This window comes from Oleisolibacter albus (assembly GCF_003336875.1).
GTDB classification, from domain to species: domain Bacteria; phylum Pseudomonadota; class Alphaproteobacteria; order Azospirillales; family Azospirillaceae; genus Niveispirillum; species Niveispirillum album.
In genome coordinates this window covers 1-16477 of sequence record NZ_QGNJ01000028.1, presented here as the reverse complement: position 1 = coordinate 16477, position 16477 = coordinate 1, and the positions used below count along the sequence as shown (strand labels likewise).

General features: G+C 67.2%; 13 protein-coding genes and 3 pseudogenes. 7 read left to right on the top strand and 9 right to left on the bottom strand.

The window, feature by feature from the left end; translation table 11 throughout:
* Positions 1-183 precede the first annotated feature (183 nt).
* The 5 genes and pseudogenes from DK368_RS20890 to DK368_RS20870 all read right to left on the bottom strand — a co-directional run.
* A pseudogene (locus DK368_RS20890) lies at positions 184-330 on the bottom strand (IS481 family transposase); the annotation flags it as partial.
* A 19-nt stretch (positions 331-349) separates the two neighbouring features.
* Positions 350-569, bottom strand: a pseudogene (locus tag DK368_RS20885) (transposase); the annotation flags it as partial.
* A 40-nt stretch (positions 570-609) separates the two neighbouring features.
* A complete protein-coding gene (locus DK368_RS20880; protein ID WP_114395908.1) occupies positions 610-1944 on the bottom strand; it encodes an alkaline phosphatase family protein in 1335 nt (444 codons plus the stop codon).
* A 105-nt stretch (positions 1945-2049) separates the two neighbouring features.
* Positions 2050-3657, bottom strand: coding sequence for an exodeoxyribonuclease VII large subunit (xseA, locus tag DK368_RS20875; protein WP_114395911.1), 1608 nt, complete (start codon positions 3655-3657; stop codon positions 2050-2052).
* Between the two features lie 42 nt (positions 3658-3699).
* Entirely contained in the window at positions 3700-4047 is a 348-nt protein-coding gene (locus tag DK368_RS20870) for a zinc ribbon domain-containing protein YjdM (protein ID WP_114395907.1), read from the bottom strand.
* A gap of 184 nt (positions 4048-4231) precedes the next feature.
* Here DK368_RS20870 and purD point away from each other — a divergent pair, with 184 nt between their 5' ends.
* The 3 genes and pseudogenes from purD to DK368_RS20855 form a co-directional block, all read left to right on the top strand.
* Positions 4232-5524 (top strand): phosphoribosylamine--glycine ligase, encoded by a 1293-nt coding sequence (gene purD, locus DK368_RS20865; protein ID WP_114395906.1) that lies wholly within the window; start codon positions 4232-4234, stop codon positions 5522-5524.
* A 397-nt stretch (positions 5525-5921) separates the two neighbouring features.
* Complete coding sequence (locus DK368_RS20860; RefSeq protein WP_162306126.1) at positions 5922-6788, top strand: tetratricopeptide repeat protein; 867 nt, start codon at positions 5922-5924, stop codon at positions 6786-6788.
* A 40-nt stretch (positions 6789-6828) separates the two neighbouring features.
* Positions 6829-7042 (top strand): annotated as a pseudogene (locus DK368_RS20855) (IS5/IS1182 family transposase); the annotation flags it as partial.
* A gap of 175 nt (positions 7043-7217) precedes the next feature.
* Here DK368_RS20855 and DK368_RS21555 read toward each other — a convergent pair.
* The 3 genes from DK368_RS21555 to DK368_RS20845 all read right to left on the bottom strand — a co-directional run bounded on the left by DK368_RS21555 (position 7218) and on the right by DK368_RS20845 (position 10779).
* Positions 7218-7883 carry a hypothetical protein gene (locus tag DK368_RS21555; RefSeq protein WP_155524663.1) on the bottom strand — a complete coding sequence of 222 codons (666 nt, stop codon included), beginning with the start codon at positions 7881-7883 and terminating at the stop codon, positions 7218-7220.
* Positions 7884-8576: 693 nt separating this feature from the next.
* On the bottom strand, positions 8577-9944 hold the full coding sequence (locus tag DK368_RS20850) for a glutamate--cysteine ligase (RefSeq protein ID WP_114395904.1): 1368 nt from the start codon (positions 9942-9944) through the stop codon (positions 8577-8579).
* A 58-nt stretch (positions 9945-10002) separates the two neighbouring features.
* Positions 10003-10779 (bottom strand): 16S rRNA (uracil(1498)-N(3))-methyltransferase, encoded by a 777-nt coding sequence (locus DK368_RS20845; RefSeq protein ID WP_114395903.1) that lies wholly within the window; start codon positions 10777-10779, stop codon positions 10003-10005.
* Between the two features lie 143 nt (positions 10780-10922).
* On the opposite strand from DK368_RS20845, the gene ubiA reads away from it, so the two are divergent.
* Entirely contained in the window at positions 10923-11969 is a 1047-nt protein-coding gene (gene ubiA, locus DK368_RS20840; RefSeq protein WP_240002597.1) for a 4-hydroxybenzoate octaprenyltransferase, read from the top strand.
* A gap of 9 nt (positions 11970-11978) precedes the next feature.
* On the opposite strand, the gene DK368_RS20835 is transcribed toward ubiA, so the two are convergent.
* On the bottom strand, positions 11979-12446 hold the full coding sequence (locus DK368_RS20835) for a VOC family protein (protein WP_205028336.1): 468 nt from the start codon (positions 12444-12446) through the stop codon (positions 11979-11981).
* Positions 12447-12520: 74 nt separating this feature from the next.
* Between DK368_RS20835 and DK368_RS20830 the strand changes: the two genes are divergently transcribed.
* From DK368_RS20830 to DK368_RS20820, 3 genes are all read left to right on the top strand, one after another.
* Complete coding sequence (locus DK368_RS20830) at positions 12521-13228, top strand: class I SAM-dependent methyltransferase (RefSeq protein ID WP_114395902.1); 708 nt, start codon at positions 12521-12523, stop codon at positions 13226-13228.
* Positions 13229-13333: 105 nt separating this feature from the next.
* The gene (locus DK368_RS20825) at positions 13334-14857 is read left to right on the top strand and encodes a UbiD family decarboxylase (RefSeq protein WP_114395901.1); all 1524 of its coding nucleotides are present in this window, start codon (positions 13334-13336) and stop codon (positions 14855-14857) included.
* 105 nt (positions 14858-14962) lie between these two features.
* Entirely contained in the window at positions 14963-16051 is a 1089-nt protein-coding gene (locus DK368_RS20820) for an AAA family ATPase (RefSeq protein WP_114395900.1), read from the top strand.
* The last annotated feature ends 426 nt before the right edge of the window (positions 16052-16477 follow it).

Here is a 16477-nt window from a genome sequence, read left to right as displayed (position 1 = left end):
CCGAACCGCTTGGCCGCCGCCCGGCGGGACTGCCCGCCCTCCACGGCGGCAATGAGCCGCGAACGCAGGTCCAGGGAAAGAGGTCGCGTCATGCCGGCTGGCCTCCTGCTCCAGCCCGCACCTTGAATCATGTCCCGCAGAAAAGGGGAATCCCAATACGATTCCGTCAGACAGAAAATCGCTCTAGGTGTTCAGTCCCGTGGATTGATGGTGTGAGTTTATCCTGAACCGCTCTGGTTCGTTCGTCCATGATTTGCAGATGAATTCACAAGGCGTGAGGCCCCGGAGGGTCTTGAGCCGCTTGGCGAAATTATAGGTCCGCGCGAAGTCTGGCGCCGCTGGCCGGGCAGACGGAGGCCTGCCGCCAGTCCCGCCGCCGGCGGACCATGCCGCCGCCCATCCCGGCCGACAGCCTCTCTCAGGGGATGCCGCTGCCCAGCACGAACAGGATGCCGGTGAGCGCGGCCCGGCCGTTCTTGCGCGGCCGGCTGCCTTCGGGCTTGGGCGGCTCTGGGGCGAAACGGTTCAATCAGCGCCCACAGGCCGTCGGAAACGGGAGGGGCTGCCATGGCCCCTTGCCGCCGCCCAGATCCGGTCTGTTATGCGCGCTCAACTGGCTGGTATGCCGGCCAGTGCCGGGCGGACACCATCGAGACTGCCATCATGGGGTTCGGGGCGGATGCCGGCCAGGGCCGTCAGCAGCGGATAAACATCGACATTGTCGAAGGCGGGGATGCGCACGCCGCGGCGGAAGGCCGGGCCGTGGGCCAGGAACAGGGCCGCCATCTCCGGCGCGGCATTGTCATAGCCGTGGTTGCCGGCCATGGGCGGACGGGCCTTGCGGGTGCCGATGCTGACGGTGATGGCCCAGCCCACATCGGGCATGCAGTAGATCGGCGGCACGCGCGGGTTGGTCCCGTACTGGAACCGGGCCGGAATCTCCGCCTTCTTCCAGCATTGCACATGGGCGTGCGGCTGCAGCAACAGCCGTTCGGCCTCCGCCTCCTTGCCGGGGAAGGGAACCATGCCGGCGCCGGCCCCGTCGCTGACCGGCCGCGCCACGTCCGGCGGCACCAGCGATTCCAGGGGAATGGCATGGTTCGGCGGCACGTCGGCCATGCCATGGTCGGCCACCAGGATCAGGTTGGTGCTGTCATAGAGGCCGCGCTGCTTCAGGCCATCGACCAGACGGGCGATGGCCTGATCCACCTCCTGCAAGGCCGGGATGATCTTGGGCGAGGAGGGGCCGTAATAATGGCCGGCACTGTCCACCGCCTCGAAATACAGGGTCAGGAAGCGCGGGCGCTCGGCCGCCGGCCGGTCGAGCCAGCCCAGCAGCACGTCCACCCGGTCGTTGGAGGGAACCTTGCCGTCATAGAGACGCCAGTCGCTGGGCAGAACCCCGTGGATCGGCAGGTCGGAACCCGGCCAGAACATGGTGGCGGTGCGCACGCCCTGGCGCTCGGCCGTGACCCAGATCGGCGTCGCCTGCTCCCACCAGCGCGGATCATGGGACACGGCGGTGTTGCTGAGCGTGAAGGTGACGCCGGGGATGGCGGCATCCTCCATGCTGTTGTTGACGATGCCGTGATGGTCCGGGCGCAGACCCGTCACCAGCGTGTAATGGTTGGGGAAGGTCTTCGACGGAAAGGAGGGGCGCATGCCCTCGGCCAGGGCGCCGTCGGCGGCCAGGGCGTTCAGCGCCGGCGTGACGCCGCGGGTCAGATAGTCCGGGCGGAAGCCGTCGATGGAGATCAGGATCACCGGCCCGGCGGAGACGGCCGGCAGGCTCGGCGCCGCGGCGGTCGTCGGAGCGGCGGCCAGGGGAGCGGCCGGTCCCGCCGTGGAGACCGGCGCATCCGGCCCGTGGGAACAGCCCGCCAGGGCCAGCAGTCCGGCGGCCAGCGCCGCCCGCAGATATCCCGTCACCACACTGACCTTCATCGCTCGACAACCCGTCCAGATCCGAAAGGCGACGGGCTAGCAGCGCCGCGGCGCCGATTCCAGCGGAACCGGCGCCCTTCATGGAAACATCATGGAAATCGGGGGCTAGAACAGGCTGCCCTGACCGGCCGGACGGGGGGACCGGGTCCGTGCGGGCCGGTCCGGCCGCGCAGCGGGGGGCGACTCGGGTGCATCCGGTCCGGAAGCGGGGCCGATCGCCGCCTCCACCGTGCCGTCGGCGAAGCCGATGCGCACGGGCTGGCCGGGCCTTGTGTCGGCCGCGCGGGTGACGGGATTGCCCTGCTCGTCGGTGACCAGGGCGAAGCCGCGGGCCAGCACGCCCTTGTAGCTGTAGCTCTCCAGCAGCTGCCCCAGGGCGGCCAGCCGCTGGGCCTGCTGCCCCAGCCCGCGGGCATGGGCCGTGTCCAGCCGCGGCGGCAGATCAGCCAGCCGGGCCGTGCCGTCGGCCAGCTGGCGGCGGATCGGCAGCAGGGTCAGCCGGTCGGCGCTGCGGTGGTAGCGTCCCTGTTCCAGCCGCACGGCCTGGTCCAGCCCGGTGCGCAGCGCCCGCGTGGCGGCCTCCAGCCGGGTGCCGGCCAGGGCCAGCACCTCGCGCGGGTGGCGCAGGCGGCTGCCGGCCTGGGCCACGGCGGTCCGCCGCCGTTCAAGCTGGGCGGCCATGGCCAGGGTCAGCCGCTCGGCCCGGTCGTCCAGGCGCTGGACACAGCCCTCCAGCAGGGCGCGGGGGTCGCCCAGGCCGCGGCCCAGCGCCTCCAGATAGGTGCGCCGCGTCTCGACGGCGCGGCCGAGACAGGTATGCAGCCGGCGGCCGTCGTCCAGCACCTGGGCCAGCAGCTCGGCCCGCACCGGCACCGCCATTTCCGCCGCGGCGGTGGGCGTGGGGGCGCGGCGGTCGCTGGCATGGTCGATCAGGGTCGTGTCGGTCTCATGCCCCACGGCGGAGATCAGGGGAATGGCGCTGGCGGCGGCGGCGCGGACCACCACCTCCTCGTTGAAGGCCATGAGGTCTTCCAGGCTGCCGCCGCCGCGGGCCACGATCAGCAGGTCCGGCCGCGGCACCGGGCCGCCGGGCTCGATGCTGTTGAAGCCGTGGATGGCGCGGGCCACGTCCGCCGCCGCCTTCTCCCCCTGCACGGCCACGGGCCAGAGCAGCACATGGCGGGGAAAACGGTCGGCCAGCCGGTGCAGGATGTCGCGGATGACGGCACCGGTGGGGCTGGTGATGACGCCGATGACCCGGGGCAGGAAGGGCAGGGGGCGCTTGCGCTCGGGCGCGAACAGCCCCTCTGCCGCCAGCCGCCGCTTGCGCTCTTCCAGCATCTTCAGCAGCGCGCCCTCGCCCGCCAGCTCCATGGTCTCGATGACCAGCTGATACTGGCTGCGGCCGGGATAGGTCGTCAGCCGGCCGGTGCAGACCACCTCCATCCCCTCTTCCGGGCGCAGGGGCAGGCGGGCGACCACGCCCTTCCAGCACACCGCCTCCAGCACCGCCTGATCGTCCTTGAGACGCAGATAGAGATGGCCGGAGGTGTGGCGCTTGGGCTGGCTGATCTCACCGCGCACGCGCACATAGCCGAAGGCGTCCTCCACCGTGCGCTTCAGCGCCCGGGCCAGATCGCCCACGGAAAGCTCGGGGAGGTTGGAGCCGGTGCGGGCACCGCCCGGCTCCAGATCGGTCTGATGCTCGCTCATGGCCGCCAGCATAGGCAGGGAGACGCCGCGAGGGAACGGCGATCACGCCTTCTTCACGAACTCCGACTTCAGGTTCATGGCGCCGATGCCATCGATCTTGCAGGCGATGTTGTGGCCGTCGGCCCCGTCCACCAGACGGATGTTCTTGACCTTGGTGCCGCCCTTGACCACCAGGGATGAGCCCTTGACCTTCAGGTCCTTGACCACGGTGACGCTGTCCCCGTCAGCCAGGACATTGCCGTTGGCGTCGCGCACGCTGGCCTCGTCCGTGTCCGCGGCGGCGGCCGGGGCGGCATCCGGGTTCCATTCATGCCCGCAGTCCGGGCAGATCAGCAGGGCGCCGTCGGGATAGGCATTGTCCGACGCGCAGGCGGGGCAGGGGATGTCCATGATGACGTCTCGGTTTCTCGTCCAGGGATGGCGGGGCGGCGATCCTAGGCGAAGGCTCCCCTGACGGGAAGTGCGGCCTGCATGCGGGCCGGAGGTTGCGGAGCGCGGGGCCCGGATGCTAGAGCGGGGGCCGCAGGCCCGGCGGGGCGTCAGCGGATGGGCATTTTCCAGGCGGGAGGCGGCGATGAAGGTTCTGGTGGTCGGCGGCGGCGGGCGTGAGCATGCGCTGTGCTGGAAGCTGAAACAGTCGCCCCTGTGCACCGGCCTGTGGTGCGCCCCCGGCAATGCCGGCATTGCCGATGTCGCCACCTGCGTGCCGCTGTCGGCCGAGGATGTGCCTGGGCTGGTGCGCTTCGCCCGCGAAACCGGCATCGACTTCGTGGTGGTGGGGCCGGAGCAGCCGCTGGTGCTGGGGCTGGTGGACGCGCTGCGGGCGGCGGGGATCAAGGCCTTCGGCCCCACGGGCGCCGCGGCGGCGATCGAAGGCTCCAAGGGCTTCATGAAGGATCTGTGCGCCCGCCACGGCGTGCCCACCGCTGCCTATGGCCGCTTCACCGATCCGGACGCGGCCAAGGCCTTCATCCGCGCCCAGGGCGCGCCCATCGTGGTCAAGACCGACGGGCTGGCTGCCGGCAAGGGCGTCATCATCTGCCAGACGGTGGCGGAGGCGCTGGCCGCCATCGACTCCATCATGCTGGACAAGCAGTTCGGCGCCGCCGGGGCCGAAGTGGTGGTGGAGGAGTTCCTGGACGGGGAGGAGGCCAGCTTCTTCGCCCTGTGCGACGGCAACACCGCCATCCCCCTGGGCGGCGCCCAGGACCACAAGCGCGCCTTCGACGGCGACCAGGGGCCGAACACCGGCGGCATGGGCACCTACAGCCCGGCGCCGGTGCTGACGCCGGAGCTGGAGGCGCGCATCATGGCCGAGACGGTGCTGCCCACCGTGCGCGGCATGGCGGCGGAGGGGCGGCCCTTCACCGGCATCCTGTTCGCCGGCATCATGGTGGTGCCGGGGCCGGACGGGCAGCCCGTGCCGAAGCTGCTGGAGTTCAACGCCCGTTTCGGCGACCCGGAATGCCAGGTGCTGATGATGCGGATGAAGTCCGACCTGCTGCAGGCGCTGGTCGCCGCCGCCGACGGGCAGCTGGACCGCATCGACCTGGACTGGCACGCCGATGCGGCGCTGTGCGTGGTCATGGCCGCCGACGGCTATCCCGGCGACTATGCCAAGGGCACGGAGATCCGCGGGCTGGACGCGGCCCGTGTCATCGAGGACGTGACCGTGTTCCACGCCGGCACCAGGCGGGCCGAGGATGGCCGCGTCCTGGCCAATGGCGGCCGCGTGCTGGGCGTCACCGCCCGCGCCCGCACCATCATCGACGCCCAGCGTCAGGCCTATGCCGCGGTGGACCTGATCGACTGGCCCGAGGGCTTCTGCCGCCGCGACATCGGCTGGCGCGCCATCCGGCGGGGCTGAGGGCCGGGCAGGGGCATTGCCGCGCCGCGAAAGACAATTCCGGGATCGGATGTATTTGTCCTTGACCGCCCCGCCTGCCGTGCCCACCTTGGTGCTGTTGGCGCAACCAGCTGAAAGGAGGTGATCCGATGTCTCGTTCCACTGTGCGGACCCGCGCGGATCTCTCCGTCGTGACGGTTATCCTCGGGTAACCAGACGGGGGCCGCTGCGGGCCACCCGCAAGCGGATACGTCTACGGCTACCGTAGAAGGCAGGGCCGGTCCCCCTGGGGGCCGGCCTTGTTTGTTGTCCGGGGCCTGCCGCCCCCTGCATGCTGTTGCGGGCTGTTCCTTTGCCGCGGTGGCTGCTATCAAGGCGCCGTTCTTCCCTTCGGACCTTCAAGCACGGCAGACCGACCATGAACCGCCACGACCGCCGCCGCCAGATCTCGTCGCTCAGCAAGGCTCCCGATGTGGATGCGCGGCTGGCCGGCGACATGCGCGTGGCTACCGGCCTGCACAAGGACGGACGGCTGAAGGAGGCGGCGGACCTCTACCGCAAGATCCTGAAGGCCTATGAGGGGCATCCTGAGCTGCGGGTGGCCTGGTCGAATCTGGGCGCCGCCTATCAGGGCCTGGGCAAGCTGGACGAGGCCGTGCAGGCGCTGAAGAAGGCCCGTGCCCTGAAGCCCGACGCCCCGGCGGCGCACCAGAATCTCGGCATGGCCCATCTGCAGCTGAACCAGTTGCCCGAGGCGCTGGCCTGTCTGGAGACGGCAGTGGATCTGGCTCCGGCCTTCATGGATGGCTGGATGAGCCTGGGCATCGCCCGCGACCGCGCTGACGATCTGGCCGGCGCCCTGGAGGCGTTCGAGCGTGCCTGCGACCTGGCGCCGGAGGCGCCGCAGCCCCGCTTCAACCTGGCCCTGCTGCACCGCCGGGCCGGCCGCGTGGACGAGGCCCGGGCCGCGCTGGCCCGCTGCGTGGAGAGCGAGCCCCGCTTCGCCGAGGCGCTTTATACCCTGGGCAGCATCGAGGAGCAGAGCGGCGACCTGCGCGCCGCGGCCGAGCGTTATCTGGAGACGCTGCGCCTGCTGCCCCAGGCCGAACCCATCCATGCCCAGCTGGGCGGCGTGCTGCACGCCCTGGCCCGCACCGACGCCGAGACGGCCAAGACCATGGCCCAGCGCTGGGCGGAGGAGTTCCCCGCCAGCCTGACCGCCCGCAACAATGCCGCCATCCTTCTGGGAACAGGCCTGATCAGCGCCACCCCGTCCGTGGTCTAAGAGCGCTGAACAGAACGGGATTTTGGCTGTTGGGAAGGGGGTGGCTGCGCCTCTCGTCTCCGGCGCCTTATGGGCGTTGATTGAACCGTTGCGCCCCCCAGAGAGCCGCCCAAGCCGAAAGGCCCCGGTTGGAGACCCGCGCGGCGCTGACCGGTATCCTGTTCGTGCTGCGCTCCGGCATGACGTGCTGGCGGCGCTTGCAGGTGTGGCACCAAGCTGGTGTTTGGGAGCGTCTGCACCGGGTCCTCTTGGACCTGATCCTCCCCCCAGCCCGACCATGCCGCCGACATCGCTTCGTGGCTGAAAGTGCTTCGCAGCGACCCGCGTACCATCTCCACCGCCGCCGACTGGATGCACGTCCGCCAGCCGCCGGCCGTGGCTGCCTGATTTGGGGGCTAAATCAGGCATTGTGGGTGGTAAAAGGTAGCTTCAGCGGTGATTATCCTTCTCACGAGCTGAGTCCACACATCTCTTCATGCCCTGGCCATATGTTGAATAGAGATTCGTGAACGATATATGTCTTCGTCTAAGGAGCTTGATTATTCTTCGTTCCTTTTCTTCATATTTCTCTAAAATAACATGCATTTTTGCAAATCTTACCTGCCAACTATCTTCAATGTATATTGCCTGTATATCCCTGATGATGTCGCAAAAAGTAGGATTAACGAACCTGTGTTCACGTTCCATTGTTTTCCAATTTTCAGAGTAGCTTAATCTGCCAACCTTCTTGCCGTCGATGAGAGCGTCAATGGTAGAAACATACCAGCTTATCAGTGTTTCTGGATCAACATAACCAGCGAGCCAATAGTCAATTTGGTCGCTTTTTAGACCCCAATATTGTCTGAAATAGTATTCAACTTTCTCATCGTCGGAGTTTTGACCAGAAAGCTCAATTTTTAGCTTATATAATTCAGAATACCTAATATTGCAATGCATAATTACTGACATCCTGGCATTTCTGTGATTTGCCTGAATCGAAAATAGTCCCAAAAGGCTTGTGGCAAGAACTGCTGTAGCCGCAATAATTACTCCAGCAATAGTCCCTATATTGGCCATGATCTGGAATGAAACTGGATCCAAGCCCGAGGAAGACATGCGGCCTCCAGACAAATCTAAATCTTCCTAAAAGGCTATAGAGCTATCAGCCCTACTGCAATAGGCCTTTTATCGACTATTCGGAGGTTTTGGCTTCATAGCAGGCTTTACTGTATCGGGGGTATCCTCTTGCATATAAGCCTGAATGCGATCTGTCGCGATATTGCCAGCAAACACACTCGTAAAGGCGGTCTCTCCGGGAGTCGCAAAGCCCTATTGCTGCCAGTAATATTGGCTGACTCTGCTGAAAAGATGATATATTTCTGAGAATGGTTGATAAATATTTTTCCTTTTTTTAAATTTTATTTTGGATACGCTAAAATTACATACAAATAGACGCACGCCCAAAAATTTTTATTAATCGTGTGAATTGCTTCTTTAGGTGGCATTATTTTCCTCAAGCAATAAGCCCCTCGCCACCTGTCGGGCCGTGCTTTCGTGATTAGGGCCAGGACTTCATAACTAGTAGCTGACGCTGGCGGCGATCTGGACGGCGGCGAGGAAGTTGACGGCCAGCCGGTCTTATCTGCTGGCGCTTCGTCCAGAAATGGTTCTGTTAGGCGCTCTTATCCCGGCCGGACAGGGGGCTGGCGCGGGGGACCGCCGGTTCCCCCCCCCCATGCCCGCATAGGCCGGGCGCGTGGATGCGTGCGCCCGGAGCCTTGAGCGAACCGGACAGAAGCGCCGGCGGCGTCAGTAGGCGTATTCGTCGTAGAGGCGGGTCAGGTCGCCGGCCCAGGTGCCTTCGTATTTGCCCAGCATCTCCGTCGCCAGGGACACGCCGCTGTCGGCGATGGCGGCCAACGGTTCGATGAAATGGGTCTCGTCATCGCCCATGCCAGCGGTGCGGGCGCGGTTGCGCAGGCCCTCCCGGGCGATGGCGACGGTCTGCCGGGCCAGATCCTGCACGGTGCCGCCGCGGAACGGCGTGGCCAGCCCCAGGCGCGGCACATCGCGGCGCAGGGCCGCGCGCTCCTCGTCGGTCCAGTCCTTGACCAGATCCCAGGCGGCGTCCAGGGCCGTCTGGTCGTAGAGCAGGCCGACCCACAGCGCCGGCAGAGCGCAGAGGCGGCCCCAGGGGCCGCCGTCGGCGCCGCGCATCTCCAGATACTTCTTCAGCCGCACCTCGGGGAAGGCGGTGGTCAGGTGGTCGCCGAAATCGGTCAGCAGCGGCACCTGACCCGGCAGCAGCGGCAGCCGGCCATCGAGGAAGTCGCGGAAGCTCTGGCCGCTGGCATCCATGTAGGTGCCGTCGCGGTAGACGAAATACATCGGCACATCGAGGATGTAGTCGAGATAGCGCTCGAAGCCGAAGCCGTCCTCGAAGACGAAAGGCAGGTCGCCCGTGCGGTCCGGGTCGGTGTCGGTCCAGATATGGCTGCGGAAGCTCTGGAAGCCGTTGGGCCGGCCCTCGGTGAAGGGGCTGTTGGCGAACAGCGCCGTGGCCACCGGCTGCAGGGCCAGAGACACCCGGAACTTCTGCACCATGTCGGCTTCGGAGCTGAAATCCAGATTGACCTGCACCGTGCAGGTGCGGGTCATCATGTCCAGCCCGAGGCTGCCGCGCTTGGGCATGTAGTCGCGCATGATCTTGTAGCGGCCCTTGGGCATCCAGGGGATGTCGGACCGCCGCCACAGCGGGTTGAAGCCCAGCCCCAGCATGCCGAAGCCCAGATCCTTGCCGATCTGGCGCACCTGGGACAGATGCTCGCCCACCTCGGCGCAGGTCTGGTGGATGGTCTGCAAGGGCGCGCCCGACAGCTCGAACTGGCCGCCCGGCTCCAGCGTGATGTTGGCCTTGCCCTTGGTCAGGGCGATGATGTTGTCGCCCTCATACACCGGGTCGTAGCCGAAGCGGCGGTGGAACTCGCCCAGGATGGCGCCGATGCCGTCCGCCCCCTCATAGGGCAGGGGCCGCTTGTCGGCCTGGCGGAAGACGAACTTCTCGTGCTCCGTGCCGATGCGCCAGTCCGCGGCCGGTTTGCAGCCCTGTTCCAGATAGTCCAGCAGCTGCTGGCGATGGGTGACGGGTTCGCCGCGCGAGGTCGGGGGAGCGGACATGCGGGTCGGGTCCTTGGCCGGGACTGTGTTGAAGAAAGAGACAGTCGGGTATGTGTGCTCAGGTTCTGAACGGGGGCCGGGCGTCGCCGCCGGCCCGGGTCCAGTCGCCCGCCACCGCCTGCCAGACCGACAGCAGGGCGAGCGCCGCCGTGTCGGCCCGCAGGATGCGGGGGCCGAGCCCGACGGGAAGAACAAAGGGCAAACGCAGCAGCGCGTCAAGCTCTCCCGGATCGAACCCGCCTTCGGGTCCGACAAGCAGTGCCGGGACCTTCCCCTTTTGCGCTGTGACGGCGGTCACCAGCGGTGCTGCCCGCCCGGATTCCGCCGCCAGCAGCAGCGGGCGCTCCGGGTCCCAGGAGTCCAGCATCCGGGCCAGATCCACCGGCTCGCGCACGGCGGGCACGCTCAGCCGCTCGCATTGCTCGGCTGCTTCCACTGCATTGGCGGCCATGCGCTCCAGATTGACGCGGCCCACATCGCCGCGCCGGGTGAAGACCGGCTGCAGCACGCCGACCCCAAGTTCGGTCGCCTTCTCCACCACCCATTCGCTGCGGCCCCCCTTCAGCGGCACAAACAGCAGCCAGGGGCCGTCCGCTGCGCCGTCATCCTGGGGCCGCACCGGCTCCAGCGCCACCAGCTCGCCACCGGACTTGGCCAGCCGCGCCACCTCGGCCAGCCACTCGCCGTCGCGGCCGTTGAAGGCCAGCACCCGCGCTCCCGGCTCCAGACGCAGGACGGAGCGCAGATAATGGGCGCGCGGCCCGTCCAGCGGCACCGGTGCGCCGGCGGCCAGGGCGGAGTCGAGGTAAAGGCGGGTGCGGGGCAGGGGGGCCATGGGCGCTGGGACGGTCTGGGGATGGTCGGAACGGGATGGGACAGGACAAGGCCGCAGGGACGGGGCGAAGTCCAGTGAAATTGCCGCTGCTCCGTCCCGCTGGGGGCGTGACCTGCCGCCCGTTCTTCGCTAGAGTGCCGCCCATGACGCCGCAGCCCGAGTCCATGACCGCCGGCCGTCTGGGCCATACCGACATCCGCCAGGGAAGCTGGGTGGATCGCTGGCTGCCGCGCGCATGGCGGCCCTATGCGCTGCTGGCGCGGCTGGACCGCCCCATCGGCACCTGGCTGCTGCTGTTCCCCTGCTGGTGGTCGATCGCGCTGGCCGCGCCGGCCGGGCACTGGCCCGACCTCCGGCTGATGGCGCTGTTCGCGTTGGGCGCCGTGGTCATGCGCGGGGCCGGCTGTACCGTCAACGACATCCTGGACCGCAAGCTGGATGCGCAGGTGGAGCGCACGCGCGTGCGTCCCATCCCCAGCGGCGCGGTGACGACGACGCAGGCATTGGCCTTCCTGCTGGCGCAGCTGCTGGTGGGTCTGATGATCCTGTTGCAGCTGAACCCGGTCAGCATCGTGCTCGGTGCCGCCTCGCTGCTGCTGGTGTTCACCTATCCGCTGATGAAGCGCATCACCTGGTGGCCGCAGGCGTTCCTGGGCCTGACCTTCAACTGGGGGGCGCTGCTGGGCTGGGCCGCGGTGCGCGGCAGCGTGGAGCTGCCGGCGCTGCTGCTCTATGCCGGCGGCATCCTGTGGACGCTGGGCTACGACACCATCTATGCCCACCAGGACAAGGAGGATGACGCCCGCATCGGCGTCCGCTCCACGGCGCGGCTGTTCGGCGACAGTTCCAAGCGCTGGGTTGGTGGTTTCTATGTCGGCGCCTTCCTCTGCTGGCTGGCGGCGGTGGAGCCGGTGGGCATGCTGGGCACCATGCTGGTGCCGCTGGCGGTGACGGCGGCGCTGCTGATCACCCAGGTGCGGGGCTGGGATCCGGACGATCCCGCCGACAGCCTGTCCATGTTCAAGGCCAGCCGGTTCGTCGGCTGGGCCTTGCTGATCGCCATTGTCGCCGGCACGGCCGCCAAGCCTGCCCCCGTGACCGCCGGCGGCGGTGGTCCCGGCGACATGCGTGAACAGCAGCGTCCCTACGCCCCCACCTATCGTCCGCTGCAACTGGTCAGCAGCGACTGATCCGGCCGGTCAGCCTTGCGGCGGCGCGGCGGTGAAGGTGATGAGGCTGAGGGTGGCGCCGCTGGGGTCCTGGATCACGGTGAAACGGCCGACACCGGGAATGTCGGTGGGCGGCACGCAGATCCGGCCGCCCAGCGCCTCCACCATGCCGGCCTTGGCGTCCACGTCCGGCACGGCCACATAGCTCATCCAGTGGGACGGCAGGTCGCCCCAGGCGGCCCCGTCCATCTGCATCATGCCGCCGATCTCGCGCCCGCCCTGCCGGATCATGGTGTAGCGCCCCATCTCCTGCATGTCCGTTTCCGTGTAGGTCCAGCCCAGCAGGCCGGTGAAGAAGGCGCGGGCCGCCGGCAGATCGCGGCTGGCCAACTCGTTCCAGACGAAGGTTCCGTCCTGCATGCCGGTGTCGCTCATGGCTTCCCCCTGATGGTCGTCCGTCCCGCGGCCGGGGCCGGTGGCGGCAGTATTCCATGCCATCGCGCCGATGTCTCATGACGATATGGTGTGAAAGCGGTTGCGCCGGCCTGCCGCCCGGTCATAGTGCGGGGACCATGACCCCTCCCCCCGACGATGCGGCTCCGGCCGATACCGCCCCGCCTGCCCGGTCCCTGGCGGAGCGGCTGGATTTTATCCGCTCCCATACCACCCTGGCCGCGCCGCCGCTGGTGCCGGAGCTGCCGCTGTGGCAGGCGACGGAGATCACGCCGCTGTGGCAGGCCACCGAAGGCTGGCTGGCCGGCCATCAGGTGCCGCCGCCTTTCTGGGCCTTCGCCTGGGCCGGCGGGCAGGCGCTGGCCCGCCATGTGCTGGACCATCCGGCGCTGGTGGCCGGCCGCCGGGTGCTGGATTTCGCCAGCGGCAGCGGGCTGGTGGCGCTGGCCGCGGCCAGGGCCGGGGCCGCATCCGTCCAGGCCGTGGAGATCGATCCCTTCGCCGAGGCTGCCATCCGCCTGAACGCCGCCCAGCACGGGCTGGCGCTGGAGGTGACTCTGGCCGACATCATCGGCCGGCCGCAGCCGGGGCTGGCGGTGCTGCTGGCCGGCGACATCTGCTATGAGCGGCCCTTCGCCGAGGCGGCGCTGGCCTGGTTCCGCGATCTGGCCGCGGCGGGCACGCTGGTGCTGATGGGCGATCCCGGCCGCACCTATCTGCCGCGCAGCGGTCTGCTGGCCCGCGCCACCTATGCCGTTCCGACCACGCGCGAGCTGGAGGATCGGGAGGTGCGGGACACCACGGTATGGGAAGTGCCGCCGCCGTGAGCGGCACCGGCGACGCCGGGCCACGGGACGCGGGCTTGACCCGGCGGGGGCGGGGGCCGATGTTCCCCCTCACCGTTCCGCGATCCTCTGTCGGGCAGTTTTTCCATGGCCTTCGCCTCATTGCGTGAGTTCATCGCCAAGCTCGAATCCGCCGGCCGCCTGGTGCGGGTGTCGGAACCCGTCTCCACCGTGCTGGAGATGACCGAGATCCAGACCCGCCTGCTGGCCGAGGGCGGGCCGGCCGTGCTGTTTGAAAACCCGGTGAAGGCCGATGGCAGCCGCAGCGACATCCCCGTGCTGGTCAATCTGTTCGGCACGGTGGAACGTGTGGCCTGGGGCATGGACCGGGAGCCGCACGAGCTGCGGCAGGTGGGGGAGACCCTGGCCTTCCTGAAGCAGCCGGAGCCGCCGCGCGGCCTGCGCGAAGCCTTCGATCTGCTGCCGCTGGCCAAGCAGGTGCTGGCCATGCGGCCCGGCCATGTCAGCCGCGCCCCCTGTCAGGAGGTGGTGCTGACCGGCGACGACATCGATCTGGGCCGGCTGCCGGTGCAGTCCTGCTGGCCCGGCGAGCCGGCGCCGCTGATCACCTGGCCGCTGGTGGTGACCAAGGGCCCCACCCATGACGAGAAGAACGCCCGGCGCGAGGACAATTTCAACCTGGGCATCTACCGCATGCAGGTGCTGGGCCGGAACAAGGCCATCATGCGCTGGCTGAAGCATCGCGGCGGTGCCCAGCACCACCAGCGCTGGAAGGGCGCCGGCAAGACCGAGCCGCTGCCCGCGGCCGTGGTGCTGGGGGCCGATCCCGGCACCATCCTGGCCGCCGTGACCCCGGTGCCGGACACGCTGTCGGAATACCAGTTCGCCGGGCTGCTGCGCGGCAAGAAGGTCGATCTGGTGGACTGCAAGACCGTGCCGCTGAAGGTGCCGGCCACGGCCGAGATCGTGCTGGAGGGGCATGTCAGCCTGGACGAATATGCCGACGAAGGCCCCTATGGCGACCATACCGGCTATTACAACGCTGTCGACCGCTTTCCCGTCTTCACCATCAGCGCCATCACCATGCGGCGCGACCCCATCTACCTCTCCACCTTCACCGGCCGTCCGCCCGACGAGCCCAGCGTGCTGGGCGAGGCGCTGAACGAGGTGTTCATCCCGCTGTTGCAGCAGCAGTTCCCGGAGATCGTGGATTTCTGGCTGCCGCCGGAGGGCTGTTCCTACCGCATCGCCGTCATCAGCATGAAGAAGGCCTATCCCGGCCATGCCAAGCGGGTGATGATGGGCGCCTGGTCGTTCCTGCGCCAGTTCATGTACACGAAATGGCTGATCGTCGTGGATGACGACATCAATGCCCGTGACTGGAAGGATGTGATGTGGGCGGTGTCCACCCGCATGGACCCGGTGCGCGACATCACCCGCATCGAGAACACGCCCATCGACTATCTGGACTTCGCCAGCCCGGAAAGCGGCCTGGGCGGCAAGGTCGGCCTGGACGCCACCAACAAGATGCCCCCCGAAACCCACCGGGACTGGGGGGAGAAGCTGTTCATGGACCCGGCCGTGGTCGAGCGGGTCAGCACCCTGTGGGACCGGCTGGGCCTGCCGGGGACGGGGAAGCCGATCTGGTGAACGGAACTGTGACGAATGCCATTCACCCAATCGGAACCGTTCTGCTAACTTGACGTTTGAACCGATACCGTCGGCATCAACAGCCAGCTAAGACCACCAGGAATTATGGCCCGCAGCGACCTCCTCATTTCACTTGTCCGCGCCGGCGCCGCCGGTGATCGCGACATGCTGAGGTCAACTGTCGAGGCGCTGGTCGCCGATGAGCGTGCAAAAAGTCACCACACGCTGGCTGATCGGCTTCACCGGGCATTGAACACGGTTGCCGTGACCCCGCCGCCGGTCACATCGGCTCAGATGGGCACAGGGCAGGGGCGGGATGCGATCCTTGAGGTCACGCCTCAGCGGCAGTTGGACGACCTTTTGTTGCCGCTGCCGGTTCGCCACAATGGTATGCAATTGGTCGAGGAGCACCGGCGCGCAGGGGTGCTGCGAGCCCATGGAATGGAGCCCCGCAATCGTGTTTTGCTGAGCGGTCCCCCAGGAAACGGCAAGACGTCGTTCGCTGAGGCCATCGCCGAGTCGCTGTGCCTCCCCTTCTTTCTGGTCAGGTACGACGCGCTGATCGGCAGTTACCTGGGCGAGACGAATACAAGATTACGAAAGCTGTTTGACTATATCCGTACGCAGCCCTGCGTGCTTTTCTTTGACGAGTTCGATGCCATCGGCAAGGAGCGTGGCGACACCCACGAAACGGGTGAGATCAAGCGCGTCGTCTCCTTCCTGCTGATGCAGCTCGACCAGCTCCCGAGCTATGTCATTGTCATCGCAGCGACAAACCATGCCGAACTGCTGGACAGGGCCGTCTGGCGCCGCTTCCAGATGCGCTTGGGTTTCCCCGCGCCGGACAGGGCGATGCAGGCCGCCTACATCGACCGGCTCCTTGCCCAGTGGCCTGACATCCCCCGCTTGAAACCGGCAGAGATCGCGCGTCGGCTCGGCCCCATCAGTTACGCGGAAACGTTGGATTTCTTCCAGACGGTGCGTCGCCGCCATATACTTGGCCTCGGACAAGTGACCATCGACGAGGCCCTGAAGATCGAACTCGACCTCTGGGCATCGCGCGTGATGCCGAGTGGCGGGAATGAAGAGCGATCCGACAAAGCCGTTGCTGCGACTGGAGCCAAGGGAAAACGGCGCGAGGCGGAAAAGGGCACCGGGATTTCGCCCCCCACCGCCCCCATTTGCGAAGACTGACCAGCAAAGGCAGTTCGGACCGAAGTTTGATCGGCTGCGAGACCTGCTCGGCAAGCCTGGCGGCCTGCTACAACTGCAAGCTGACCCTGAGGCGCTGGCACCAGAGTCCCTCTTGGTCTTCAAGGTGAATGGGGCCATTCCAGCTTTTGTGAACGCCGTCCGGAAGGTTCCTGGCCTGGACTGGGTTGACGAGCAGGAATGGGATGATGTTGAGGACGAAGCCGCGGCTGTCGCTTATCTGTTGGTACCCGACCAGCGCGCTCTACAACAAATCCTGTCCCTTTGGACGCGGTGGCAAGCTAGAGCGTTTTCCTTTCAATCGAGGTCATATCCCGCAGCGGCAAAGTAGTTTTGGCATTCAGTTGGGGTGAAGGCATCGATGCTGGTGGCGATGGCCTGCCAAAGGTCCTCTTTGGTTCTGGCCGC

Coding starts and splice junctions, on each gene's coding strand:
- DK368_RS20880 (WP_114395908.1), bottom strand. CDS start 1,944: ATGAAGGTCAGTGTGGTGACGGGATATCTGCGGGCGGCGCTGGCCGCC.
- xseA (WP_114395911.1), bottom strand. CDS start 3,657: ATGAGCGAGCATCAGACCGATCTGGAGCCGGGCGGTGCCCGCACCGGC.
- DK368_RS20870 (WP_114395907.1), bottom strand. CDS start 4,047: ATGGACATCCCCTGCCCCGCCTGCGCGTCGGACAATGCCTATCCCGAC.
- purD (WP_114395906.1), top strand. CDS start 4,232: ATGAAGGTTCTGGTGGTCGGCGGCGGCGGGCGTGAGCATGCGCTGTGC.
- DK368_RS20860 (WP_162306126.1), top strand. CDS start 5,922: ATGAACCGCCACGACCGCCGCCGCCAGATCTCGTCGCTCAGCAAGGCT.
- DK368_RS21555 (WP_155524663.1), bottom strand. CDS start 7,883: ATGTCTTCCTCGGGCTTGGATCCAGTTTCATTCCAGATCATGGCCAAT.
- DK368_RS20850 (WP_114395904.1), bottom strand. CDS start 9,944: ATGTCCGCTCCCCCGACCTCGCGCGGCGAACCCGTCACCCATCGCCAG.
- DK368_RS20845 (WP_114395903.1), bottom strand. CDS start 10,779: ATGGCCCCCCTGCCCCGCACCCGCCTTTACCTCGACTCCGCCCTGGCC.
- ubiA (WP_240002597.1), top strand. CDS start 10,923: ATGACGCCGCAGCCCGAGTCCATGACCGCCGGCCGTCTGGGCCATACC.
- DK368_RS20835 (WP_205028336.1), bottom strand. CDS start 12,446: ATGGCATGGAATACTGCCGCCACCGGCCCCGGCCGCGGGACGGACGAC.
- DK368_RS20830 (WP_114395902.1), top strand. CDS start 12,521: ATGACCCCTCCCCCCGACGATGCGGCTCCGGCCGATACCGCCCCGCCT.
- DK368_RS20825 (WP_114395901.1), top strand. CDS start 13,334: ATGGCCTTCGCCTCATTGCGTGAGTTCATCGCCAAGCTCGAATCCGCC.
- DK368_RS20820 (WP_114395900.1), top strand. CDS start 14,963: ATGGCCCGCAGCGACCTCCTCATTTCACTTGTCCGCGCCGGCGCCGCC.